This window comes from Micromonospora sp. NPDC047521, assembly GCF_055587305.1.
On record NZ_JBVJGN010000001.1, the window covers coordinates 708,373 to 730,777 of the forward strand.

The 22,405-nt window shown below is 73.6% G+C and carries 25 protein-coding genes, 1 tRNA gene and 1 pseudogene; 15 read left to right on the forward strand and 12 right to left on the reverse strand.

The genetic code is table 11. The features are described 5' to 3' along the window. Window positions 1-52: 52 nt before the first annotated feature. The 3 genes from ACZ6N8_RS03350 to ACZ6N8_RS03360 all read left to right on the forward strand — a co-directional run bounded on the left by ACZ6N8_RS03350 (window position 53) and on the right by ACZ6N8_RS03360 (window position 4,135). A complete protein-coding gene (locus ACZ6N8_RS03350; RefSeq protein WP_466007314.1) occupies window positions 53-1,714 on the forward strand; it encodes a dolichyl-phosphate-mannose--protein mannosyltransferase in 1,662 nt (553 codons plus the stop codon). Window positions 1,715-2,066: 352 nt separating this feature from the next. Further along, window positions 2,067-3,353, forward strand: coding sequence for a VWA domain-containing protein (locus ACZ6N8_RS03355; protein WP_466007159.1), 1,287 nt, complete (start codon window positions 2,067-2,069; stop codon window positions 3,351-3,353). Further along, on the forward strand, window positions 3,353-4,135 hold the full coding sequence (locus ACZ6N8_RS03360) for a peptidase (protein WP_466007160.1): 783 nt from the start codon (window positions 3,353-3,355) through the stop codon (window positions 4,133-4,135). Before ACZ6N8_RS03355 ends, ACZ6N8_RS03360 begins: the two co-directional genes overlap by 1 nt. A 51-nt stretch (window positions 4,136-4,186) precedes the next feature. Here the strand turns inward: ACZ6N8_RS03360 and ACZ6N8_RS03365 are convergent, their stop codons facing one another. Further along, a complete protein-coding gene (locus ACZ6N8_RS03365) occupies window positions 4,187-4,456 on the reverse strand; it encodes a hypothetical protein (RefSeq protein WP_364368375.1) in 270 nt (89 codons plus the stop codon). Window positions 4,457-4,655: 199 nt separating this feature from the next. Here ACZ6N8_RS03365 and ACZ6N8_RS03370 point away from each other — a divergent pair, with 199 nt between their 5' ends. Together ACZ6N8_RS03370 and ACZ6N8_RS03375 are read left to right on the forward strand one after the other, a co-directional pair. Continuing rightward, window positions 4,656-5,312, forward strand: coding sequence for a 4'-phosphopantetheinyl transferase family protein (locus ACZ6N8_RS03370; protein ID WP_466007162.1), 657 nt, complete (start codon window positions 4,656-4,658; stop codon window positions 5,310-5,312). A 132-nt stretch (window positions 5,313-5,444) separates the two neighbouring features. Then, a complete protein-coding gene (locus tag ACZ6N8_RS03375; protein ID WP_466007164.1) occupies window positions 5,445-6,305 on the forward strand; it encodes a DUF4352 domain-containing protein in 861 nt (286 codons plus the stop codon). A 56-nt stretch (window positions 6,306-6,361) separates the two neighbouring features. Here the strand turns inward: ACZ6N8_RS03375 and ACZ6N8_RS03380 are convergent, their stop codons facing one another. After that, window positions 6,362-7,447, reverse strand: a complete 1,086-nt coding sequence (locus ACZ6N8_RS03380) for a Gfo/Idh/MocA family protein (protein WP_466007166.1) — start codon at window positions 7,445-7,447, stop codon at window positions 6,362-6,364. A 58-nt stretch (window positions 7,448-7,505) separates the two neighbouring features. Here ACZ6N8_RS03380 and ACZ6N8_RS03385 point away from each other — a divergent pair, with 58 nt between their 5' ends. The 4 genes from ACZ6N8_RS03385 (at window position 7,506) to ACZ6N8_RS03400 (ending at window position 10,169) form a co-directional block, all read left to right on the forward strand. Continuing rightward, window positions 7,506-8,213, forward strand: a complete 708-nt coding sequence (locus ACZ6N8_RS03385; RefSeq protein ID WP_466007168.1) for a hypothetical protein — start codon at window positions 7,506-7,508, stop codon at window positions 8,211-8,213. A 57-nt stretch (window positions 8,214-8,270) separates the two neighbouring features. Continuing rightward, window positions 8,271-9,125 carry a TIGR03619 family F420-dependent LLM class oxidoreductase gene (locus ACZ6N8_RS03390; RefSeq protein WP_466007169.1) on the forward strand — a complete coding sequence of 285 codons (855 nt, stop codon included), beginning with the start codon at window positions 8,271-8,273 and terminating at the stop codon, window positions 9,123-9,125. Beyond that, window positions 9,122-9,547: a nucleoside deaminase gene (locus tag ACZ6N8_RS03395; protein WP_364368393.1), complete on the forward strand. Its 426-nt coding sequence runs from the start codon at window positions 9,122-9,124 to the stop codon at window positions 9,545-9,547. Before ACZ6N8_RS03390 ends, ACZ6N8_RS03395 begins: the two co-directional genes overlap by 4 nt. A gap of 73 nt (window positions 9,548-9,620) precedes the next feature. Next, window positions 9,621-10,169, forward strand: a complete 549-nt coding sequence (locus ACZ6N8_RS03400; protein WP_364368396.1) for a hypothetical protein — start codon at window positions 9,621-9,623, stop codon at window positions 10,167-10,169. Window positions 10,170-10,261: 92 nt separating this feature from the next. Here ACZ6N8_RS03400 and ACZ6N8_RS03405 read toward each other — a convergent pair. The 6 genes from ACZ6N8_RS03405 to ACZ6N8_RS03430 all read right to left on the reverse strand — a co-directional run bounded on the left by ACZ6N8_RS03405 (window position 10,262) and on the right by ACZ6N8_RS03430 (window position 16,770). Further along, window positions 10,262-10,335: transfer RNA gene (locus ACZ6N8_RS03405), tRNA-Ala, on the reverse strand. A 150-nt stretch (window positions 10,336-10,485) separates the two neighbouring features. Next, entirely contained in the window at window positions 10,486-11,265 is a 780-nt protein-coding gene (gene sepX / locus ACZ6N8_RS03410) for a divisome protein SepX/GlpR (protein ID WP_364368411.1), read from the reverse strand. Between the two features lie 177 nt (window positions 11,266-11,442). Then, window positions 11,443-12,093 (reverse strand): GNAT family N-acetyltransferase, encoded by a 651-nt coding sequence (locus tag ACZ6N8_RS03415; protein ID WP_139582490.1) that lies wholly within the window; start codon window positions 12,091-12,093, stop codon window positions 11,443-11,445. 73 nt (window positions 12,094-12,166) lie between these two features. After that, on the reverse strand, window positions 12,167-13,480 hold the full coding sequence (locus ACZ6N8_RS03420; RefSeq protein ID WP_139582488.1) for a molybdopterin molybdotransferase MoeA: 1,314 nt from the start codon (window positions 13,478-13,480) through the stop codon (window positions 12,167-12,169). After that, on the reverse strand, window positions 13,477-14,439 hold the full coding sequence (locus ACZ6N8_RS03425) for a UTP--glucose-1-phosphate uridylyltransferase (protein WP_466007172.1): 963 nt from the start codon (window positions 14,437-14,439) through the stop codon (window positions 13,477-13,479). Before ACZ6N8_RS03425 ends, ACZ6N8_RS03420 begins: the two co-directional genes overlap by 4 nt. 9 nt (window positions 14,440-14,448) lie before the next feature. Continuing rightward, the gene (locus tag ACZ6N8_RS03430) at window positions 14,449-16,770 is read right to left on the reverse strand and encodes a GGDEF domain-containing protein (protein ID WP_466007174.1); all 2,322 of its coding nucleotides are present in this window, start codon (window positions 16,768-16,770) and stop codon (window positions 14,449-14,451) included. 85 nt (window positions 16,771-16,855) lie between these two features. Here ACZ6N8_RS03430 and ACZ6N8_RS03435 point away from each other — a divergent pair, with 85 nt between their 5' ends. After that, entirely contained in the window at window positions 16,856-17,533 is a 678-nt protein-coding gene (locus tag ACZ6N8_RS03435) for a 5-formyltetrahydrofolate cyclo-ligase (RefSeq protein WP_466007176.1), read from the forward strand. Further along, a pseudogene (locus ACZ6N8_RS03440) lies at window positions 17,530-17,688 on the forward strand (FmdB family zinc ribbon protein); the annotation flags it as partial. The gene ACZ6N8_RS03435 and the pseudogene ACZ6N8_RS03440, both read left to right, overlap by 4 nt. Window positions 17,689-17,750: 62 nt before the next feature. On the opposite strand, the gene ACZ6N8_RS03445 reads toward ACZ6N8_RS03440, so the two are convergent. Then, window positions 17,751-17,969: a hypothetical protein gene (locus ACZ6N8_RS03445; protein ID WP_466007327.1), complete on the reverse strand. Its 219-nt coding sequence runs from the start codon at window positions 17,967-17,969 to the stop codon at window positions 17,751-17,753. 208 nt (window positions 17,970-18,177) lie between these two features. On the opposite strand from ACZ6N8_RS03445, the gene ACZ6N8_RS03450 reads away from it, so the two are divergent. Beyond that, complete coding sequence (locus ACZ6N8_RS03450; protein WP_466007177.1) at window positions 18,178-18,732, forward strand: flagellar biosynthesis protein FlgA; 555 nt, start codon at window positions 18,178-18,180, stop codon at window positions 18,730-18,732. Between the two features lie 6 nt (window positions 18,733-18,738). Here ACZ6N8_RS03450 and ACZ6N8_RS03455 read toward each other — a convergent pair whose 3' ends face one another. Next, window positions 18,739-18,921, reverse strand: a complete 183-nt coding sequence (locus tag ACZ6N8_RS03455; protein WP_387111464.1) for a hypothetical protein — start codon at window positions 18,919-18,921, stop codon at window positions 18,739-18,741. Between the two features lie 84 nt (window positions 18,922-19,005). Here ACZ6N8_RS03455 and ACZ6N8_RS03460 point away from each other — a divergent pair, with 84 nt between their 5' ends. Beyond that, window positions 19,006-19,332, forward strand: a complete 327-nt coding sequence (locus tag ACZ6N8_RS03460) for a hypothetical protein (protein WP_466007179.1) — start codon at window positions 19,006-19,008, stop codon at window positions 19,330-19,332. A gap of 10 nt (window positions 19,333-19,342) precedes the next feature. Here the strand turns inward: ACZ6N8_RS03460 and ACZ6N8_RS03465 are convergent, their stop codons facing one another. After that, a complete protein-coding gene (locus ACZ6N8_RS03465; protein WP_466007181.1) occupies window positions 19,343-19,825 on the reverse strand; it encodes a DUF2231 domain-containing protein in 483 nt (160 codons plus the stop codon). 193 nt (window positions 19,826-20,018) lie between these two features. On the opposite strand from ACZ6N8_RS03465, the gene ACZ6N8_RS03470 reads away from it, so the two are divergent. Further along, window positions 20,019-20,447, forward strand: coding sequence for a Fur family transcriptional regulator (locus ACZ6N8_RS03470; protein WP_466007183.1), 429 nt, complete (start codon window positions 20,019-20,021; stop codon window positions 20,445-20,447). A gap of 63 nt (window positions 20,448-20,510) precedes the next feature. Further along, a complete protein-coding gene (locus tag ACZ6N8_RS03475; protein WP_466007185.1) occupies window positions 20,511-21,428 on the forward strand; it encodes an oxygenase MpaB family protein in 918 nt (305 codons plus the stop codon). Between the two features lie 21 nt (window positions 21,429-21,449). Here ACZ6N8_RS03475 and ACZ6N8_RS03480 read toward each other — a convergent pair whose 3' ends face one another. Then, window positions 21,450-22,277 (reverse strand): RecB family exonuclease, encoded by an 828-nt coding sequence (locus ACZ6N8_RS03480; RefSeq protein WP_466007316.1) that lies wholly within the window; start codon window positions 22,275-22,277, stop codon window positions 21,450-21,452. Window positions 22,278-22,405 lie beyond the last annotated feature (128 nt).

A 22,405-nucleotide genomic window follows, 5' to 3' on the forward strand; every position in this document is an offset into this window, starting at 1 on the left:
CCGGGTGACGAGTGCGTCGACAGCGCAGAGCCCGAGCGCCGAGCCGGCAAAGATGGTCGAGGTGACGAGCGACCACAGCCCCGAGGCGGAGCCGACCCCCCCGAGTGCCGGTGGCGGCGGGGTGGCCGCCGTGGTCCGCCGACGGTTCGCCACGGTCGACAACCAACTGGACCGGTTCTCGTGGCTGGCCACCGCCGTGGTGGTGGCCATCGCGGGGATCCTGCGCTTCGTCGGCCTGTCCAGCCCCAAGGGCAAGATCTTCGACGAGACGTACTACGCCAAGGACGGCTACGGGCTGATCAGCCGCGGCGTCGAGTGGAACTACAAGGACAACGTCCCGTCGTACGTGGTGCACCCGCCGCTGGGCAAGTGGCTCATCGGCCTCGGCGAGTGGGCCTTCGGTTACCAGGACGCCGATTCGCGGGTCTCCGTGCCCGGGCACCTGTTCACCACCGCCCCGGAGTTCGGCTGGCGGTTCTCGGCTGCCGTCATCGGCACGCTGTCGGTGCTGCTGCTGGTCCGCATCGGCAGGCGGATGTTCCGCTCGACGGTGCTGGGCTGCGCGGCCGGCCTGCTGCTCGCGCTGGACGGCTTCCACCTGGTGCTGTCCCGCGCGGCGCTGCTCGACATCTTCCTGCTGTTCTTCGTGCTGGCCGCCTTCGGCGCCCTGGTGCTCGACCGGGACGCCAGCCGTCGCCGCTGGGCACGCGCGCTCGACGACGGGCTCGACCCGAGCCGACCGGGCCGCGCGGGCCGGCCGCCGACCGGGTGGCGCACCTGGCCGTGGTGGCGGCTGGCCGCCGGGGTGCTGATCGGCTGCGCCTGCGCGGTGAAGTGGAGCGCCCTGTACTTCGTTCCGGTCTTCGCGCTGCTGGTGATCCTCTGGGAGGTCGGCGTCCGCCGCTCGGCGGGGGTCCGCCGGCCCCTGCGGGACACGCTGCTCGACGAACTGCCCTGGCTGGTGCTCGCCGGTGTGCTCATCGTCGGCACCTACCTGGCCACCTGGTCGGGCTGGCTGCTCACCGACGACGGCTACTACCGGCTCGCGTCGTCCTACCCGAACGCCCCGCTCAGTGACCGCCCGGTGATCGGGCCGCTGATCAACCTCTTCGAGTACCACCGCGCGGCGTACGGCTTCCACGCCCAGCTCGACGACGCGCACAAGTACCAGTCGTGGCCGTGGCAGTGGCTGCTGCTCGGGCGCCCGGTGGCGTTCCACTGGTCCGGCGAGGGCGCCTGCGGCGCGCCGAGCTGCGCGTCGGAGATCCTGCTGCTCGGCACCCCGCTGCTGTGGTGGTCGTTCCTGCCCGCCCTGGTGGCGCTGGCCTGGCTCGGGGTGGCCCGCCGCGACTGGCGGGCCGGCGCGATCCTGCTGACCGTGGCGGCGGGGCTGCTGCCCTGGTTCTGGTTCGCTCTCCAGGGTCGGACGATGTTCTCGTTCTACGCCGCGCCGGCGCTGCCGTTCCTGGTGCTCGCCGTGGTGTACGTGCTGGGCGCGCTGATCGCCCCGGCGGGTGGTGAGGTAGGTGACGTGGCCCCGCTGGTCCCGGGTGACCCAGGTTACGAGAGGCGGCTCGTCGGCAGCATCGCGGCCGGGGCGTACGTGCTGCTGGTGGCGGCCTGCTTCGCGTACTTCTATCCGATCTTCGTGGGCAAGCTGATCCCGTACTCGGACTGGCTGTCCCGGATGTGGCTGGACGGCCGCTGGATATAGGCACCGGCAGGCGACGCGCCGCACAGCGCGACGGAAACGGGCCCCCACGCGTGCAGCGTGGGGGCCCGTTCGACAAAGACGCGCGCCCCGATCGCCTGCCACGGGGGAAGCGGGCGATTGGGGCGCGCATGAAGAGCTTAACCACGGCGCACCACCGGCACAACGGGTCGACTTGGGTCAGATTTCCGACGGATGGTGGCCGATCCGATATTCGTCCTCCGATAGTTGACCGAGGGTGACCTGGCGTGGACCCAGAGCGCGGGTCAGGTCGATCGAGAGCCTGGTCGGAGCGCCTCGGACGGACCGGGCACCCCGATGATCATCCAAAGTGGATCTCACTACACTGCGGGCCGTGATCAACTTCAGACGATCGGCGGCCGTCCTCTTCGGACTGCTGGCGACCACCGCGCTGACCGGGCCGGCCCCGGCGGCGGCCGGCGACGAGGAGCCGGTGGCCGAGCCGCCCCGGGTCGAACTGGTACTCGACGTCAGCGGCTCGATGCGGGCCGCCGACATCGACGGACGTAGCCGGATCTCGGTCGCGCAGCAGGCGTTCAACGAGGTGGTCGACGCACTGCCGGCGGAGACACAGCTCGGCATCCGGGTGCTCGGCGCGACGTACAAGGGCAAGGACAAGAAGGTCGGCTGCCAGGACACCCAGCAGATCGTCCCGGTCGGCCCGGTCGACAGGTCGGCGGCCAAGGCGGCCGTGGCGACCCTTCGACCGACCGGGTTCACACCGGTCGGGTTGGCGCTGCGCTCCGCCGCGCAGGACCTGGGCACCGGGGCCACCACCCGCCGGATCGTGCTTATCACCGACGGGGAGGACACCTGCGCCCCGCCGGACCCGTGCGAGGTGGCCCGGGAACTGGCCGCCCAGGGCACCAGCCTGGTGGTGGACACCCTGGGCCTGGCACCCGACGAGAAGGTCCGCCGGCAGCTGCTGTGCATCGCCGGGGCGACCGGCGGCACGTACACCGCCGCGCAGAGCGCCGAGGAGCTGACCGGCCGGATCAAACAACTTGTCGAACGCGCCGGCGACACCCACACCCGGGCGCCGACAGTCGTCGGCGGCGCGAACGCCTGCGCGTCGGCGCCGCTGCTCGCCCCCGGGGTGTACGCCGACCGGGAGGCGTTCTCCGAGCACCGCTGGTACCGGGTGCCGGTGCGCCCCGGCCAGGAGCTGCGCGCATCGGTGAGCATGGCGCTGGACCGGCCGGTGAACCGGGACTACGGCGTGCTGCTGCGGGCCACCGCCGCCGACGGCCGGGAACTGGTCCGCGGCGCGGACGCCGGCAGCGGACGGGCCGACGTGCTCTCCGCAGGGCTGCGCTGGTCGGCCACCGCCGACGACGAGGACGCCACCGAGGCCGAAGAGACGTCGGCGCCCGTCGTGGAGCCGACCACCGTGTGCCTCGTGGTGAGCAACTCGTTCGCCGCGCGCCCCGGCACCGCCGCCACCCCCGGCATGCCCGTGGAGCTGACCATCGACGTGGTCGCCGCCGCGCCCGCACCGAATGGACCGGACCTCGGCCGGGGCTGGATGCTGCTGGTCCTGCTCACCGTGGCCGGACTGCTCACCGGTCTGCTCGCCGGACTGCTCACCCGCTGGTGGGTCGCCACCTGGAGGGAGAACTGATGCGTACCGCACCGTTCCGGTCGATGGCGGCGTTGCTCGCCGCGGGTGCGGCCACGCTGCTGCCCGCCGCGGCCGCCGCCGCACCGACGCCCTCGCCCGGTGCCACGCCCGTCAACCGGGCCGGCACGTCGTTCCTCACCGCCACTCCGATCACCGCCGGCCAGCCGGTACGGGTGGACGCCTCGATCGGCGACCACCTCTACTGGTCGTTCCAGGCGACGGCCGGCCAGGTGCACGAGATCAACGCCACGGTCACCTTCCCCAAGGCACGCGGCGGCGCCTCCACCTGGACCGTCGACGTCTTCGACGGGCTGCGCCGGCGTCAGGCGTGTACCGCCGGGGCGCAGACCCCGACCGTGGACGCGCAGACGTCGAGCGTGGCGCTGGGCTGCACGCTGCGGGAGGTACGCCCCTGGGCGGAACCGTGGTCGGCCGACCCGCTGCCCGGCACGTACGTCATCCGGCTCTCCGTGATCGACCTGCCCGAGCCGGACCTGGGCGCGCCGATCGACGTCGACCTGCTGGTCGGCACCATCGCCGACCGGGGTGCCTCGGCCGACGACGGCGAACTGGCCGCGCCGCTGGTGCCGAACACGAAGGCGGGCACCGTGCTCAACGCCGTACCCCCGGTGGACCCGGAGGCCGACGACGACGGCGACTGGCCCGCGGACTGGCTGCCGGATCTCGGCTCGCGCTGGATCTGGACCGGCGTCGGCGGCGTGCTCGCCGCGGTGGCCGGAGTGGTGGGTTTCGCCCTGACCCGGCGGCCCCGGCGCGCCTGAGCCGACCCGCCCGCCCGGTGGCCCCGCCCGACGGCGGGGCCACAGGCGTCTTCAGGCGCGTCGCGTGCCGCGGGGCAGCCAACCGATGAACCGGTCCTGGAGCGACATCACCGGGGCGGCGCGCAGATCCTCCGTGGCGGCGGCGAGACAGGAGCCCAGATAGACGCTGAGCATCGCCCGGTCACCCCCGTACTCCGCCAGCAGCCGGCTGCGCTTCGTCGCGCACGGCCACTCCTCACCGCAGGAGCCGCAGCTCCAGCCGGGGGTCGTCGGGGCGTGATCGTCAACCCGCCCTCCCGGCCGTTCCGCACCATCGGTCATCGCATGTCCTCTCCAGATGTCCACGGACTGGCGGCTGCCGTGCCCGGCCAGTAATTGATGGTGGTCCCCCCGGAGCCATCAGGAGGGCGCGACGCGTCCCTCCGGTGATACATCTTTGCGGTACCTTCGGCGGTCGTGGGAGTCGGAAATTTGACGATTGAGCGATCGCCCCGCTACTACCCGTCAGTAGGGGGCAGCTGTGCGTGATCTCCTGCCGCCATCGGTCGCCGTGGCCGTCGCCACCGCCGACGACTGGACCGGCGAACTGCTCGCCGCCGAACAGGCAGGCCTCAGCGCGCAGGCAGTGCAGGCCCGCCGACGGGACTTCACGGCCGGGCGGGTCTGCGCCCGCCGGGCGATGGCCGTCCTGGGCCTCACGCCGACGGCCGTCCCGGCCGCCGCCGACCGCGCGCCCGTCTGGCCGGCCGGGGTGGTCGGCAGCATCACCCACACCACCGGCTACTGCGCCGCAGCCGCAGCGCGCAGCACCGACATCAGGTCCGTCGGGATGGACGCCGAGCAGCACCGCGAGATCAACCAGGGGGTACGCCGACTCGTGCTGCTGCCCGAGGAGGAGGAGGCCTGCGAACGGCTTCCCGCCGGCATCTCCTGGCCTGTCGTGTTCTTCAGCGCCAAGGAGACCGTCTACAAGGTCTGGCACCCGATCGTCGGGAGCTGGCTCGACTTCCACGACGCACGGCTGGAGGTGGACCCGGACGCCGGCACGTTCACGGCCCGCATCGCACCGGCCCGGGTGGACGCCGCCGACGTCGTCGACCCGCCCGCGACGATCAGCGGACGGTTCGTCGTCGCCGACGGGCTGGCCCGCACCGCCGCCGTCCTGCTGCCCCGCTGACCCTCCGGGTGTCCATCCTGGTCGGTTCCGATCGGATGTGGACGCGCTGCGGCGCGACGACAGGGCTGTCGACGACGCACGGTAGCGTCGGCGGGTTCCCGAACCGCACGTACCGAGGCGTCAAGGAGTACGGTGACCCACCCCCAGCCCCCCGTCGGGCCGCAGGACCCTCAGCAGCCGAACCCGGAGCCGCCGACGCAGGCGATCCCGGCGACACCGCAGCCGGGCACATCGGGCCAGTGGGCACCACCGACACCGCAGCCGCCGTTCGCAACCGCTGCCGCTCCCGACCAGACGTGGCCACCGCCGCCGTTCTCCGGGGGCGCGTACCCGGCGGCCGGTGGTCCCGGCCACCCGATCACCATGCCCCCGCCCGTGCCACCGAAGAACTCCAAGACGACAGTCGTGGCCGTCGCAGTCACGGCTGCCCTGCTCACCCTGCTCTGCTGCGCCGGAGGCATCGTGGCGGCGGTCATCGGCGCGAACCGTGCCGGGAACCAGGTGACCGAGGCGCTGCCCACGCCCCATGCGACCCGGGGCGTCGGCCAGCCACCGGCCGACCCGCCGAAGCCGACCCCACGGTCGGCCACCGGCGACACCCGGAACATGTCGGCCGGGGACACCCTGGTCATCGATGGTGACGACGGCACCGTCGAGATCACCGTGACGAAGTTCAGCACCGCCACCAAGCCCTGCAAGTCGTACGGCCTCAAGCCTGACGAGGGCATGTACGTGATCGCCGACGTGACGGTGACGGTGACCAGGGGCACCGGCTCGGCGAACCCGCTCTTCTTCCAGTGGGTCGCCGCCGACGGCACCGAGAAGAACGCGGTGGGTGGGGTGTTCTCCGGCTGCGGTAAGCCGATGCCCGCCGGCAGCGACCTCACGGCCGGCAGCAGGCGCACCGGCAGCGTGGTGTTCGACGTGCACGACACCTCGGGGGTGCTGGAGTACCAGCACCGGTTCGAGACCGCCGGCTCCTGGAAGCCCTGACGGACGGGCGTGGGGCCGGTCCGCAGGGCCGGCCCCACTGCGGTTCCGTACGAGGACTACCGCGCCCACGCCTCCTCGGCGGTGACGACCGGACGCCCGGTGCGTACCGACTCCTCGATGGCGAGGCTGACCAGGTGGTCCTGGCACGCCTCGGCCAGCGGGTAGGGCGCCGGCCCCTCGTCCCGTGCCCACGACCCGGTACGGGCGAGGATGTCGGCAACCGCGATGTCGTCGTCGGACATTCCACTGCCGACGAACGGATTGCGGTAGACGACGCGGCCGTCGAAGCTGATGTGCTTCAGGTCGAGCCCTTCGAGGTTCAGGTCGAGGCCGGTCTGCCGCCGGATCAGGGCCGACTCCACAGGCGTGCCCGGGTCGACCAGGCGGACGACCCGGTCGTCGACCAGCTCGCCGAGCGATCCCCGGACCACCAGCCGACGCGTACGCAGCGGGTTCCACCACTGGTTGTCGGTGAAGTCGTACAGACCCATCCGCCCGCCGAAGTCGATTGTCGCGAGGGTGGTGCTGAGCTGCTGCGGGGTGCTGTCGCCACTCCAGCCGCCGGGCGACAGCGGGTTGGCCAGCGGCGCGACGAACGCCCGCGCGCTGACCTCGGCGGCGTCGTACCCGACGCCGAGCAGGCCACGGATCAGCGACACGGCGTGGTAGAGGTGCGTCGAGGAGATCTGCACCGAGGTCGGCTCGCCGAGCACCCCGGCGCGGATCACCTCCAGGCGGGCCGCGTGCCCGGGCATCAGCAGGTACTGCTCGGCGACCTGCACCAGACCGCTGCCGCCGACGTCCGACCAGAGCGACCGCAACCCCTCCACGTCGGGGGCGGGCGGCGTCTCGGCGAGCACCGGCACACCTGCCGCGACCACCTCACGGGTCGCCTCGGGCGTCACCGACCAGGGCACCGACACGATGACGAAGTCCGGCCGTTCGTGGGCGAGCAGCTCCGCCGTCGTGCGGAAGGTCCGCACACCCCACCCGGCCGTCACCACGTCACCGCGCGACGCGGTACGCGTAACCACCCCGGTCGCCCGGAACCGCTCGGGTAGAAGTCGGGCCAGGCGCAGGAAGAACTCGCCCCGCCAGCCGCTGCCGACGAGGCCGAACCGGGTCTGGGTCGTGGCTGTCATCAGGGCTCCTCACGTCGGCATCCGGATGCTAGCCGCTCTCCCCGCTACGGTTACGACCGTGATCGCCACATCGCTGGGTACCGCCGCGCGGCCACTGGACTACTACCTCGTGCTGGCCGGACAGAGCGGGCCTGAGGTGCGGGGAATCGTCGTCGAGGAGTTCGTCCGGCACGCTGACCACACGACGGCGGGGTTGGACAGCGCCGGCTGGACCACGTCGGATGACGGCTGGTGGAGCTCCGCCTCCTTCAGCCGAGGCCTGCGCGGCGACCCGGAGTTGCGGGCGCGGGTGGTGCCCACCTCCCGTCAGGTGGCCGAGAGCGTTCACCGCACGCTCGGTGGGGGCGACCTGCCCGCGGAGGCGGTGCTGCGCACGTACTTCCGCGAGCGCCTGGATCTGGCGTCCGCTCCCCCGCTGCGGCTCCGCCCCGCGCGGCCACCGAGCGGGTTCCGCGAGCGGCGCGTGTACCGGGTTCTCTTCGCCGGCGACCTGCGGCCGGAACAGGTGACGCACCTCCGGTCGCGCTGGCGGACGGCAGAGGGCGGGGACGCCGGATCGCTCGCCGGCGGTCACCTGGACGAGGGCGGCACCCTTCTCAGCTGGGACCTGCGCCGAATTGGTCACGGCCTCGCCTGGTGTCTCGACCTGACCGTCCTGATGAGATCCGAGCCGACCGACGCAGCCGTGGGTGTGGCGCTGTCCGAGCTGACGAGCGTTCTGCGAGAGCAGGGCCTGATCCCCGTGACGACCGAACGCTTCGCCTGAGCGGGTCAGTGGGAATGGCGTTCACAGGCCGGGTGTCCGCTGACTAGCCTCGACCCTGTGCGGATTGGCGTGAACGTCCCGAACTTCGCCCCCGGCACCGACCCCGAGATGCTGCGGCAGTGGGCGCAGACAGTCGAGGGCCTCGGTTTCGACATGCTGATGGTCTCCGACCACATCGCGGTGACCCCGGACGTGGCCGAGCAGTATCCTGCGCCGTTCTACGAGCCGTTCACCACGCTGTCCTGGCTGGCCGGGTTGACCCACCGGATCCGGCTGGGCACCACGGTGCTCATCGTCCCGTACCGGCATCCGCTGCTCACCGCCCGGATGGCGGCCAACCTCAACCGGCTCAGCGGCGGCCGGCTCGTCCTCGGCGTCGGGGTCGGCTGGGCGCGGCAGGAGTTCGAGGCGCTCGGCGTGCCGTACCGGCGGCGCGGCGCGTTGACCGACGAGTACCTGCACGCCATGCGTGACGCCTGGCGCGACACCGACGACTACGACACGGAACCCATCCCGCTCTGGGTCGGCGGCAACAGCGACGCCGGAATGCGTCGCGCCGTACGCCTCGGCGACGCATGGCATCCGCTCCGGTTCACGCCGGGATGGCTGACCGAGGCGGCGGGACGACTCCAGGCCATCGCCGACGAACTGGGTCGCCCGGCACCCCCGATGACGCCGCGCATCGCGCTCCGCGAGACCCGTGAACCGGTCACCACGCCGGACCGGCTCGCCGGTGTCGGCACCATCGAGCAGATCCTCGCCGACCTCGACCAGATCCGACTGCTCGGCGCCGAGACGGTCGTACTCGACCCGTTCAACGGCGACCTCACCGAGATCCGTCAACCCGAACGCGCATGGCAGACCCTCGCGGCCGTGGCCGCGTACCACCGCACCTTCCAGGAGGACCGATGACGCCAGACGACGAGCAGTTCCTCCGCCGAGCCGTGGCCATCGCCGACGAGGCGGGGGCATCAGGCGAGCGGCCGTTCGGCTCGCTGCTCGTCGGCGCGGACGGCACGATCCTGATCGAGGACCACAACACGGTGGTCTCCGACTCGGACATCACCGCCCACCCGGAACTGAAACTCGCCCGCTGGGCCGCCCGGCAACTCGCCCCCGACGTGGCGGCCGGCACCACCATGTACACGAGCTGCCAGCCCTGCCCCATGTGCGCGACCGCGATCGACCGCTCCGGCCTCGGCCGGGTGGTGTACGCCCTGTCCAGCGAACAGTTCGAGCAGGTCAAGCCGGCCACACCGCCGCTGCCCCCGGTGCGGTACGAGGGCCCGGCGCTGTTCGACGAGGCCCGCCGGCCGATCGACGACCACTACTAGGGCCTTCGGTCCGCCGGAAGGGTTCGCGCGGCGGTCGGGGTGTGGCCGACCAACCGATGGGTACGGAATCGCCATGCTGAAGCGAGCGGTGTGGCAGGGGCTGGTGGCCGGGTTGGCGGGAGCCGCGGTGATGACCGCGGCGGAGAAGCTGGAGCAGCGGGTGACCGGACGCCCCGACTCGTACGTGCCGGCCCGCGTCCTGGCACGGATCACCGGCATGCCCGAGGCGCCGACCCGGCAGCCGCGGTGGCGGAACCTCGCGATGCACTACGGCCAGGGCGCACTCGTCGGCGTGCTGCGCAGCACGATGGCGCAGGTCGGCCTGCGGGGCGTCTGGGCGTCGAGCATGTTCACCGCCGCGCGGCTGACAAGCGACCAGATTCTCGAGAACGCCACAGGCGTGGGTGCCCCGCCGCTGACCTGGCCGCGCTCCGAACTCGCAGTCGATGTCCTGCACAAGTCCATCTACGGCTTCGTCACCGGCGCGGTCGCTGACACTCTCGCCGCCCGTGACGGCGCCGGCCCCGGCCAACGACACGCGGCCATGCGTCCCGGCCGCCACTCCGACGTCGGCCCACTGCCGCGAAGCGCCGCCTACGCCGTACGGGCCCGGCGGGGATGACCGGCACGCGGTTCTGAATCCGCTGAGCAGCCCAGCAGGGCAAGATCGAGAAAGGCCGTTTCCGCCTGGCGGAAACGGCCTTTGATCTGGGGTGGAGCTGAGGGGATTTGAACCCCTGACCCCCTCGATGCGAACGAGGTGCGCTACCAGTCTGCGCCACAGCCCCCCGCCGGCGAACCGGCTTCGGTCCCACCCGGCTTACACCGGGCGGGCCGGGAGCAAGGCTAACAGGTCGCCGACCCTCACCGCGAATCCGCCCCCGGCGCGGCGACGTCACGCTGTCGGAGATCCACTTGGGTGCGCGCCGACAAGGCACTCAGGCGCCCCGGCCGGCCTCGTAGGGGCGGCCGCGCAGGCCTCCCGCGCGCCGGTACGACACCGAACCGCCGTTGACTGCGGCCGGCAGGTCCCCGGGTCGGTCGAGGCCCATCGCGGCGCGGCGTACCCCCTCGCGTTGGGCGGCGAGGCGGCGCTGGGCCTCCCGGCGGGCGGCGGCGCGGCGGGCCTGTTCGCGGCGCACCTCGGCCTGCCGGGCGGCCAGCCAGGCCGCCTCGCGGGCGCGGGCGCGGCGGCGACGGCGTCCGGCGAGGGCCTGACCACGCAGGTGGACGACGTAGGCGGCCAGCAGCAGGAAGGTGACCCCGAAGCTGATCCAGAAGCCGGGGCTGACGAACAGCACGCCGATCAGTTCGACGACGTTGAGGAGCAGCAGGGCGGCGAGGACGCGGCGGCGTCGGTAGACAGCTGGCGTGTGGTGCCGGCGGGGTGGCCGTCGGCGGGGTCGCTTCGCGGCGGGTGGCACGGCGCGCAGCCGGCCGGAGCGGCGGGCCACCGGCGGCGCGGAGACCGGCACCACCAACGTCCCCGTAGTCGCATCCTCACTCAGGGTGACGACGAGTGAGCGTGGCGGCTGGACCGGTTTGCGGCCCGGCACAGTGCGACGCCGTCGACGGCGCTGGAGCACCCGCGCCGTCGACTGCGCCCGCTCCGCCACCAGCCGCTCGGTGGCGTCGTACCGGCGGACCAGCGCCGGGGCCAGGGCGAGCAGGCCGGCGGCGGCGAGGACGGCGAGGAGCACCGAGGTCGGCACCCTCACCCCTCCCGTCACCGAATTCGGAGCAACCGCCGCCGGACCGCAGGATCTTCCACCAATCGCGCTCGGGTGCGTGGATCGTCCGGACAGGCAGCGCTTGCCACAGCTTGCAGTTACTTGAGGTTACGGCGCACCGACCGTCATGCCACCGCGCCGCGCCGATCCCGTCCGTGGGACGGCTCACCGTGCGGCGGCGCGTACCCGGTGCCAGCGGGCCAGCAGTCCGCCCTCGGCGGCGATCTCCTCGCTGGTCATCGCGTATCCGATGTGGTCCCGCCAGGCGCCGTCGATGTGCATGTAGCGCACGTGGTACGACTCCTCGCGGAAGCCGAGCTTCTCCACCACCCGACGGGACGGCCGGTTCTCCGGACGGATGTTCACCTCCACCCGGTGCAGCCCACCCGGGCCGAACGCGTGGTCGACGGCGAGCGCGAGCGCCGTCGGGATCACTCCCTGGCCGGCGACGCGGGCGTCCACCCAGTAGCCGACGTACCCGGAGCAGAACGCCCGCCGCACGATGCTGCCCACGTTGAGGTGCCCGACCAGCCGGTCCCGGTCGGCTTCGCGCAGGCAGACCGCGAAGGGCATGCCCTCGCCCTCGCGCGCGGACCGGCGCTGGTCGCGGTGCACCCAGCGGAACGCGGCAGGTGAGTTCATCTCGTCCCAACTGCCCGGCAGCGACGACTCCCAGGGCGCCAGCCAGGCCCGGTTGGCCCGGCGTACCTCCGACCAGGCCGCCGCGTCGGAGCGCCGGTACGGCCGCAGCAGCACCGGACCGTCGACCAGCACCGCCGGCCATCCGGGCGCCCGGGCTGGTCCGAAGAGACTCACCCGCACAGTCTCCCGCGCGGGACCGGTTCGTGCGCAAGTGGACCCACGATGTGCCGGTGACACCGCGAAGCCGTCACCGGCGGCGGTCCAGCAGCAGGACGTCCACGGTGGAACCGGCGGCGGCGGTGGTGACCCGTTCGCCGAGCACCAGCAGACCGTTCGCCTCGGCGAGCCCGGACAGGGTGAACGGCCCACCGCGCAGCGGCTGCACCGTGTACCCGCCGCCGCGCCGCTCGGCGACGTGCGCGGGCCGGAACTCGCGCAGCCCGCCCGGCGACGACACGGTCTCCAGCAGGTGCGCCCGGACGCTGGGTCGGAACACCGGTTCGGCACCGGCGAGCAGTTGGATGGCGGGGCGGGCCAGCACCTCGAAGCCGATGAGCGCGGCGCCGGGGTCGCCGGGCAGGCAGACCACCGGCACCTCCTCGGCGCCGACCGTGCCGAACCCGAGCGCGGTGCCGGGATAGAGCGCCACGTCGGTGAACGTGACCGGGCCGGCACGGCCGCCCTCGCGGCGGGACAGGATGCGACGCACCATGTCGCCGGGGCCGGTGCCGGTGCCGCCGGTGGTGATGATCAGGTCGGCGCGCAGGGTCTGGTCCTCCAGCAGCCCGCGCAGCCCCTCCGGGTCGTCGTCGCAGATCCCCACCCGGTACGCCAGGGCGCCCACCTCGGCCGCGGCGGCGGTCAACGCGTGCGAGTTGGCGTCCACCACCTGCCCGGGCTGGCTGCCCCGGCCCACGTCGACCAACTCGTCGCCGGTCGCCACGATGACCACCCGTGGGCTGGGCCGGACCACCACGTGCCCGATGCCTGTGGCGGCGAAGACCGCGACCAGGGCCGGGGAGACGTACGTGCCGGCGCGGGCGAGCAGGGTGCCGGCGGGCAGTTCCTCACCGGCGCGGCGGACGCCGTACCCCCGCTTGGGGGTGCGGAAGATCTCCACGGCGGCCATGCCCTGGTCGGTCCACTCCACCGGGACCACCACGTCGGCGGCGACGGGCAGCGGCGCCCCGGCGGCCACCGAGAAGCACGAGCCCGGGGTGAGCCGGACGGGTCGCCAGCTGGCCGCGCCGAGGTCGCCGACCACGTTGAGGCGGATGGTCCGCCCGCCGGGCGTGCCGGAGGGGGCCGGGACGTAACTCGGGCCCCGACCCCCTCCGGAGATGTCCTCCCAGCGGGCCGCGTACCCGTCCACGGCCGCCTGGTCGAAGGCCGGGAACGCGTGCGGCGCGACCACGTCCTCGGCGAGGACGTTGCCGTGTGCCTGGGTGAGGTCGAGGTCGAGTGGCGGCAGCGCTCGTAACCTGCGCAGCACGCTGCCCAGGTAGTCGGCGAGCGGCGTCAACTCGTTCGCGGCCGCCTCGGCGTCGGCCGTCGCTGTCATGTACCAGTTCCGCCTGCCGCGTCGGCCTTGACGAACTCGGCCAGCCAGGAGCGGAACTCGGTGCCGAGGTCCTCGCGTTCGGCGGCGATCTGCACGACCGTCTGGAGGTAGCCCAGTGGCATACCCGTGTCGTAGCGGGTGCCCCGGTAGACGATCGCGTGCACAGGCACGCCCTCGGTGCGCAGCAGCTCCATGGCGTCGGTCAGCTGGATCTCGCCGCCGCTGCCCGGCTTGGTCCGCCGGATCGCGTCGAAGATCTTGCCGGGCAGCACGTACCGGCCGAGCACCGCGAGGTTGCTCGGCGCGTCCTCGGGCTGCGGCTTCTCCACCATCCCGGTCACCTTGACGACCTCGCCGATGTCGGTCAGCTCCGACTCGGCGGGCTCGACGGAGGCGATGCCGTACCGCTTGGTGTCGGCCGGGTCGACCTCGAAGAAGGCGAGCACCACACCGCCGGTGCGGGCCTGCAACTCCAGCATCGCCGGCAGCAGCGGCTCGGACGGCTTGACGAACTCGTCGCCGAGCAGCACCGCGAAGGGCTGGTCACCGACGTGCGACTCGGCGTACCCGACGGCGTGGCCGAGGCCGAGCTGCTCGGGCTGGCGGACCGTGTAGATCTCGGCCAGCTCGCTGGGCCGGCGCACGGCGGCCAGCCGCTCGGCGTCGCCCTTCTCCTCCAGCCTGGTTTCCAGGTCGGGGCGACGGTCAAAGTGGTCCACCATCGACGTCTTACCCCGACCGGTGATCAGCAACACGTCGCCGATGCCGGCCTGGGTGGCCTCCTCGACGATGTACTGCAGCACCGGCCGGTCCACCACCGGCAACAGCTCCTTGGGCACCGCCTTGGTGGCCGGCAGGAAGCGGGTGGCCAGTCCGGCGGCCGGGATTACGGCCTTGACCGCCAGGGGACGGCCGGTTGCGGCGACCGTCGATGAGGGGTTCGCTGAGTGCTCCGACATGCCGCGAGACTATCGGCCACGGCTCTGCCGCGGCGGGTGTGGCCCAGAAGACGCGCCGCCGCCCGGTCCCGGCCGTGCGGCGTCCGGACCGGCCCGGGCGCCCTCCGCGGCATCGGCCGCCGGGTCGTCGGCCACCTCCGGCCGGGCGTGCGCCGGCCCCGGCGGCGACGATTCGGGTACGCCCACCGCCGGCTCCGACCGGGCGTGGCCGCCCGGCTCCCGGTGGGCCTGCACCTGTCGGCCGGCACGCGGCAGCCCGTCCGGTGGGCTGAGGGCGCCGGCCAGCACCTGCAACTCCCGGGTCGGCACGTCGGGGCGTACCTCGGCGACCCGGTAGGTGTCCCGGCCGGCCGCCTTCGCGGCGTAGAGCGCGTCGTCGGCGGCCTCCAGCACCTCCCGTCCGGTGCTGCCGTGGTCCGGGTAGACGGCGATGCCCACCGACACGGTCACCATGACCGGCCCGGCGTACGCCTCGACGGCGATGGGTGCCTCCCGCACGGCGGCGCCCAGCCGCTCGGCCACTATCGCCGCGCCCCGGGCGTCGGTCTCCGGTAACAGCAGGACGAATTCCTCGCCGCCCTGCCGGAAGGCCAGGTCGACCTCGCGGATCTCGCCGCGTACCCGCCTGGCGAACTCGGCGAGCACGGTGTCCCCCGCGGCGTGCCCGTACGTGTCGTTGACGTCCTTGAACCGGTCCAGGTCCAACGCGAGGACGCTGAGCATCCGGCCGAACCGGCTGGCCCGCTCCACCTCCCGCCGGATCGACTCGCGCAGGTAGCGGTAGTTCCACAGGCCGGTGAGCGGGTCGGTGAGCGACAGCCGCTGGGCCTCCTCGTGCACCCGGACGTTCTCCACGGCCACGGCGGCGTGCCCGGCGAAGGTGCGCAGGGTGACCAGGTCGTCGTCGTCGAACTCGTCCGCGCCCACCCGGTCGTAGAGGGCCAGGACGCCTAGTGCCGCCGCCGGCGTACCTGCCTCGTCGGCGGTGGAGGTGCCGGTCGGCGCGGCGGGCCCGCCCGGGGTGGCGAACGGCACGGCGACGTACGTGCGGCAGCGCGGCTCACCTGCGGGGACCTCGGTCGGCTCCATCCGCCCCCGCTGCGGCTCGCCGGTGGCGGCCACCGCGCCGACCACGCCGACGCCCACCGGCACCCGCAGGGTCTGCGGTTCGTCCGGGTCGCCGTCCGGCCAGCGCCCGTCCAGCCCCTCGCTGCACTGCGCGGCGAGTACCCCGCCGGCCTCGACGAGCAGCACCGCGCCGGCCCGGGCGCCGGTGGCGGCGATGGCGCTGTGCAGGATCACCCGCAGGATGCGTTGCAGGTCGTGCGTGCTGGCCAGGGTGTCGCCGAGCACCGCGAGATGGCCGCGCAACTGGTCGCGGCTGCTGGTGAGCGCCGCGACGTACGACCCGGTCTCCCGGGTCATCCGGTTGAACGCGGCGGCCAGCCGGCCCAGTTCGTCGCGGCTGCGCACCGGCACCCGGGCGGTCAGGTCGCCGTACGCCACCCGGTCGACGGCGCTGGCCAACTCCACGAGCGGTCGGGTGGTCACCCGGGCCAGCCGCCAGGCGGTAAGCACGGCGAGCAGGCCGGCCAGCACGACCGCGCCGAGCAGCGTGACGTGCAGCCCGGGCGGACGTTCGCTGGGCACGGACAGGACCAGCGGCAGCGGCTGCCCGCTGGACGGGCCGATCCTGCGCACGTATCGGCCGTCGGTGGTCTCGGTGACCCGCTCGCTGTCGACGGCGCCGGCGGCGGCGAGCACCGCGTCGCGGACGTCCCGGGACTCGGTGGTGTGGGTGACCCGGTCGCTGCCCGCGCCGCCGAGCAGGGTGACCGCCACGCCGGTGACCGCCGCGAGCCGGGTCACGAACGCCGGGTCGACGAGTTGTGCGGCGGCCACAGTGCCGAGCAGGGCGCCGCCCCGGTCGCGCAGGTCCACCCGGGCGGCGAGCGCGTGCACCGGCCCGGGCTGCGTCTCCCCGGTGCCGGAGCAGTCCCGCCAGGGGATCGACGGCGCGCCGGCCGAGGCGTACGTGACCCGGCCTGTCACGTCGGTGATCAGTACGGCGGCGGCCAGGCCCCGGCTGACCAGTTGGTTGGCGGCGGCGGACGGGTCACCGTTGAGGGCCACCGCGTCGGCGGTGGCCCGGAGTTGCTGGCAGAGCGCGTCGACGGAGGTGCGCACTGTGGACGCCGCCACGGCGAGACGCTCGGTGGAGCGGCTGCGGTCCACCGCGGCGGCGGTGGACGCGACGAAGAGAGCGCCGAGCAGGACGGGGCCGAGCACCACCACGAGGAAGGCTGCCGTCAACCGCCCGCGTAGCGTCACTCGGTCCCCCCGGAAGTTCCGCCTCCGTTGCTTGCGATGCTGACACAGAGCGACCGTGGTGGAGGCGTTGCGTCAGGAGTGTTGCGTGCCGGATTTTTCTTATGAAGCGGAAGCGACAGCTGTGGCGAAGCGGGGCGCCCGCGCCGAGCTGCTCGCCCGCCGCCGAGCACTGTCCGCGCCGGCCCGGGCCGAAGCCGCCGGGCGCGTCCAGGCCGAGCTGGTAGCCCTGGTACGCCGGCTGCGACCGCACCGGGTGACGGCGTACGTGCCGGTCGGCTCCGAGCCGGGCGGCCCCGACCTGCCGGCGGTGCTGCGGGCGGCGCTGCCTGCCGACGCCGAGTTGCTGCTGCCGGTGCTCCTGCCCGACCTGGATCTGGACTGGGCCGCGTACACCGGGCCGGAGCGCCTGGTCGCCGCCGGCCGGGGTCTCCGGGAGCCGGACGGGCCCCGGCTCGGGGTGGAGGCGGTGGCCGACGCCGACCTGGTGGTCGTACCGGCGCTCGCCGTCGACAGGAACGGCCGGCGGTTGGGTCGCGGCGGCGGCTCGTACGACCGCGCGCTGGCCCGGGTGCCGGCCGGGACGCTGACAGTGGTCCCGCTGCACGACGGAGAGCTGGTCGAGGCGTTGCCCGCCGAACCACACGACCGTCAGGTCCGCGCGGTGCTCACCCCCTCCGACGGGATGCGTACGCTTGACGGCGGCCCGGATTCGTCGCGTGGTGTCGCGCCCCACACGTCCGCTGGACGAACCCGGGGCGAATGACGCACCATTGGCACTCGAATACGTCGAGTGCCAACTGGCCGAGCCCAGATCCGGAGGAGAACGTGCCCACGTACCAGTACGCCTGCACCGCGTGCGGTCACCAGCTCGAGGCGGTGCAGTCCTTCTCTGACGAGCCGTTGACCGAGTGCCCGGCGTGTCAGGGGCGGCTGCGCAAGGTCTTCAACTCGGTAGGCATCGTCTTCAAGGGCTCCGGCTTCTACCGCACCGACTCGCGCGCCTCCGGGTCCGAGACATCGGCCGGCGGCACGGCCAGCAAGCCAGCCAAGTCCGAGTCGTCATCGGGTGGGGATTCCGGGTCGTCCTCGACGTCCTCCTCGTCCGGGTCGTCCTCGACGTCCGGGTCGTCGTCGTCCTCGTCCGGCGGTTCGTCCTCGGGCGGGTCGAGCGGCGGCAAGGCGCCGGCGGCCAGTTCCACGTCCTGACCCGTCGGGCACCCCTGGTGCCGTGACGTCGGGTCGGCTGACAGTCGCCTCTTAGCAGGTCGAGCCTGCCGGTGGGCGGTTGTCCACAGGCCGGCCGGTTGTCCACAGGCACGCCCGGACGGCCGACCGACCGGTCTCCGACCGGCCTAACCTGCCGTCCACGGGCGTCGCCGCGACGCCCCGACGGGAGGCGGCGGGGCGATGGTCGATCCGGATTCGACGCGGGCGTTGCGACCGCTGCGCCGACCCTCCCTGCCCGGCGGTCGCACCCTGCTGCGGGCCGGCCTGGTCGCCGCACTGCTCGGCCTGGCCGCCGCCGTCCTGCACACCCCGACCGGCTGCCCTGCGGCCACCGGCAGCACGCCGTCCCCGGACCGCGCACCGACGGCAACGGACGGGCAGATGCCCGTCCCCGGCACGGGACCCACCGAGGCGGGCGACCGGAGCGGGCCGTCGTCCAGCCCCGGGCCGCTGCCGCTGCCCAGCGGGTCGGTAGGGGTGCCGGTCCGGTTGGCCGAGCCCGCCGCGCTGGCGGTGGTCCGCCCCGGCGCCCGGGTCGACCTGCTCGCGGCGCCCCCCGGTGAGGCGGGCACCGAGGCGACCCTGCTCGCCGCCGGAGCGCTGGTGCTCGACGTGCTGGGCGGCGGCGCGACCGACGGGTCGGCGGCGCTCTACCTGGCGCTCCGCCCCGACCAGGCACAACGGGCCGTCGGGCTGCCCGAGGGCAGCCGCTTCGCCATAGTCGTCCGCGGCTAGCGCGGGTCAGTCCCAGTGCGGGGGGCGCTGGGACAGCAGCCAGTCGTCGTTGCCGCCGGCCCGTTCGCCCCAACCGTGATCGGTGTCGTCGGACGTCTGCTCGGGCAGCACCACGAAGTCGTCGCTCAGGTCGACGGTACGGTCGTCGTCGCCGCGCGCTCCCCGCGTGCCGGGGTCCTCGGTGCTCACGAACGGCAAGACTAGCGCAGCCGAGGGCGGCCGCGCCGGCCAGAAGCGGCCGGGCGGACGACCTGATTGGTAGCGTCGGACGGCGTGACGACCCCCAGCGGTGCCAGCACCCCCGACGACTACTGGCGGCGGCCCGGCCCCGGCGACGGCGGCGCCGCGGAGCCCGCCGGGCCGGCCCCCACACCGACCGGTGGGTACGCGGGCCCTCCGCCGAGCACGCCGCCGCCGGCCGGCTGGCGTCCGCCCGTACACCTTGAGCCGACAGCGCCCCGCCGGCTGCCCGCGCAGGACAATGCCGCCCTGGACGCGGCCGAGCAGCGCTCGCAGCGGGTCACCTACGGTTTCGGCGCGGCGGCCGGTGTGGTGCTGGTGGTGCTGGTCTGCCTGCTCTGCTCGCGGATCATCTTCTGACCGCGACAGGTCAGAGGGTGGTGCCCCAGACCGCCTCGGCGCCGGAGTGACCGGTCAGGTAGACGTAGACCAGCGAGGCGATGGAGAGCGCGACGACGGCCACCGCCAGCACCGGGGTGACCAACGCCGGCAGCCGCGGCACCCGCGGATGCCCGCTGGTCGCCACCAGCAGCAGGATCGCCACGATCCCGAGCGGCACCACGATCCGGAACAGGATGTCGCCGTACCGGGAGTGCTCGAAGATCTGGTCGAGGATCGGCCCCTGGAAACCCTTGGCGACAAGCGCGTCGGTGAACGCCTCACCCGACTCGACGGCCACGAAGGTGGTCACCGGGGCGGCCACGGCGAGCAGACCCAGCGCCCAGTCCAGCCGGTGTCGCCACCGGGGCAGACCCACGTACGCGATGGCAAGCGCCGCCAGCAGCGGCACGAACAGGACCACCGCGTGGATCACCAGCACGTGGACCGGTAGACCCAGGATCTCCTCGAACATCGAACCTCCAGGTGGATCAACGGTCGCAGGACCGCCAGCCTACGGGCGGCCGGCCCGCCTCCGAGCTCTCGAACTCAGACACGCACGGCGGCGCGCTCGGGTTCATCGATCGGTTCGGCCCGTCGGCTGTGTCGGTGGCCACCGCGGCGGCATGCCGGTTGTCGATGCCTGTCGTCCGTGCTGTCATTGGCCCATGTCCGGTGCCGAGGAGCTGCTGCGATCGAGAGGGCTGCGGGTCACCCGACCGCGCCTCGCGGTGCTCGACGTGCTGGCCAGTGGTGGCCACCTGGAGGTCGACGAGATCACCAGGCGGGTCCGGGAACGCCTCGACTCGGTCTCCACCCAGGCGGTGTACGACGTGCTCGGCGCGCTGTCCCGGGCTGGGTTGTCCCGCCGTATCGAACCCGCCGGCAGTCCCGCCCGGTACGAGGCGCGGGTCGGCGACAACCACCACCACGTGGTCTGCCGGGGCTGTGGCGAGATCGCCGACATCGACTGCGCGGTCGGCAGCGCACCCTGCCTGGAGCCGAGCATCTCGCACGGCTTCGAGGTGGACGAGGCGGAAGTGACCTTCTGGGGTCTCTGCCCGGGCTGTCGGTCCCGCCGGTCCGCCGACCGCTGACCCACTGCGCCCGGCACCCGCCGGCGAGCGGCGAGGTCGGCACTGGCGTGGCACTCTTGGGCGGTGGACTCCGATGACCTCGGCCTCTTCGGTCCGGGTTCGGTCACGTGGAAGGTGCACGACGAGCCGATCCTGATCGTCGCCGGCCTGCGCTCGCTCTACCTCCAGGCGTTGCACCCCAGGGCGATGGCCGGGGTCGCGCAGAACAGCGACTACCGCACCGACGCCTGGGGGCGGCTGGTGCGCACCGCCACCTTCGTGGGGACCACCGTCTACGGCACCACCGCCGAGGCGGAGGCGGCCGGCGCCCGGCTGCGCCGGCTGCACGCCCGTCTGCGGGCCACCGATCCGCGCACCGGTGAGGAGTTCCGGATCGACGATCCCGACCTGCTGCGCTGGGTGCACGTCGCCGAGGTCGAGTCGTTCCTCGACACCGCCCGGCGGGCCGGCCTGCCGCTGACCGACGACGAGGTGGACCGCTACTACACCGAGCAGCGCCGCTCCGCCGCGCTCGTCGGCCTGGACCCGGCCACCGTCCCCGGCACCGCCGCCGAAGTGGACGACTACTACCGGGCCGTACGGCCCCGGCTGCGGATGACCCGGGAGGCCGCCGAGACGGCGCTGTTCCTCACCGCTCCGCCGCTGCCGTGGAAGCTCAGCCTGCCCGCCCGGCTCGGGCTCACCCTCGGCCCGCCACGCTGGGCGTACCTGGGAATCGCCGGCACCGCGCTCGGGCTGCTGCCGGCGTGGGCCCGCCGGATGTACGGCGGGCTCGGGCTGCCCACGACCGCGCTGACGGCGGACCTGAGCGTGCGCGCCCTGCGTCTCGCGCTCACCGCGGTGCCCCGCCGTTACCTGGAGGGCCCGTTGACGCAGGCCGCGAAGCAGCGGGCCGAACGGCACGCCGCCGCGCGGCAGGCAGCGACATCGCCGGCGGCGCAGGACGGGCGGCAGGAGGTCGCGGCGCTGCTGGCCGACTGACCAGGGCCGCGCCGGGCCCGGTCAGCCGTCGGCGGGACGGTCCATGGCAGCCCACGGCTCCTTGCCGGGAGTCTGGGAGCCGGTCGGGCAGTGCCGCCGGAAGTCGCACCAGCCGCAGCGCGGGCCGGGTGCCGTCGGGAACGCCTCATCCGCGTCGCCACCGTCGGCCACCGCCCGCTCGGCGGCCATGATGTCGCGGGCCGTCTCCTCGGCGCGGGTCACCTGCCGGGTCAGCGACTCGACGGTGTGGGCGTGACCGGCGACAGTGCCGGTCGGCAGGTGGTGCAGCTCCACCCGGCGACAGGGCCGGCGGAACACCCGCTCGGCCGCGTACGCGTAGAGCGCCAACGCCTGCGAACCCCGCGCGTCGTCGGTGTCCAGCCCCGTGCGGCCGGTCTTGTAGTCGACGATGACCAGCTCAGGCCCGTCCGGGCCGGGGCGGGAGTCGATGCGGTCGGCCCGACCGTTGAAGGCGAGCACCGCCGTCTTGACCGCGACCACCCGCTCCACACCCAGCGGGTCGGTGTCCGGATCCAGCGTCTCGACGTACGCCTCCAGCCAGCCCAACGCCCGCCGGAACGCGGCGCGCTCCTGCTCGTCGTCGCGGTAGCCCTCGCGCACCCAGGTGCCCTTGAGCAGGGTGGCCAGCGTCTCGGACCGGCGCCGCTCGGTGGGCAGCGCATACCAGTTCTTCAGGGCGGTGTGCACGCTGGCGCCGAGGGAGTTGTGCGCCCACGGCGGCCCCTTCGGCGGGGTCGGCCGGTCGACGTAGGAGTAGCGGTAGCGGCGTGGGCAGTCCGCGTACGCGCCGAGCTTGCTCGGGGTGCAGACGAACAGCCGCTCCGGCATGCCCTCGAAGCCGAGCTGCTCGGGGGCACCGGCGCGCTGGTGAGGCGGCCGGCCGCCGGCGGCGGGTCGTCCGGCTGGTGAGGCTCGTCGCACGCCTGCGATCCTGCCATCCACCCCCGACAACGCGG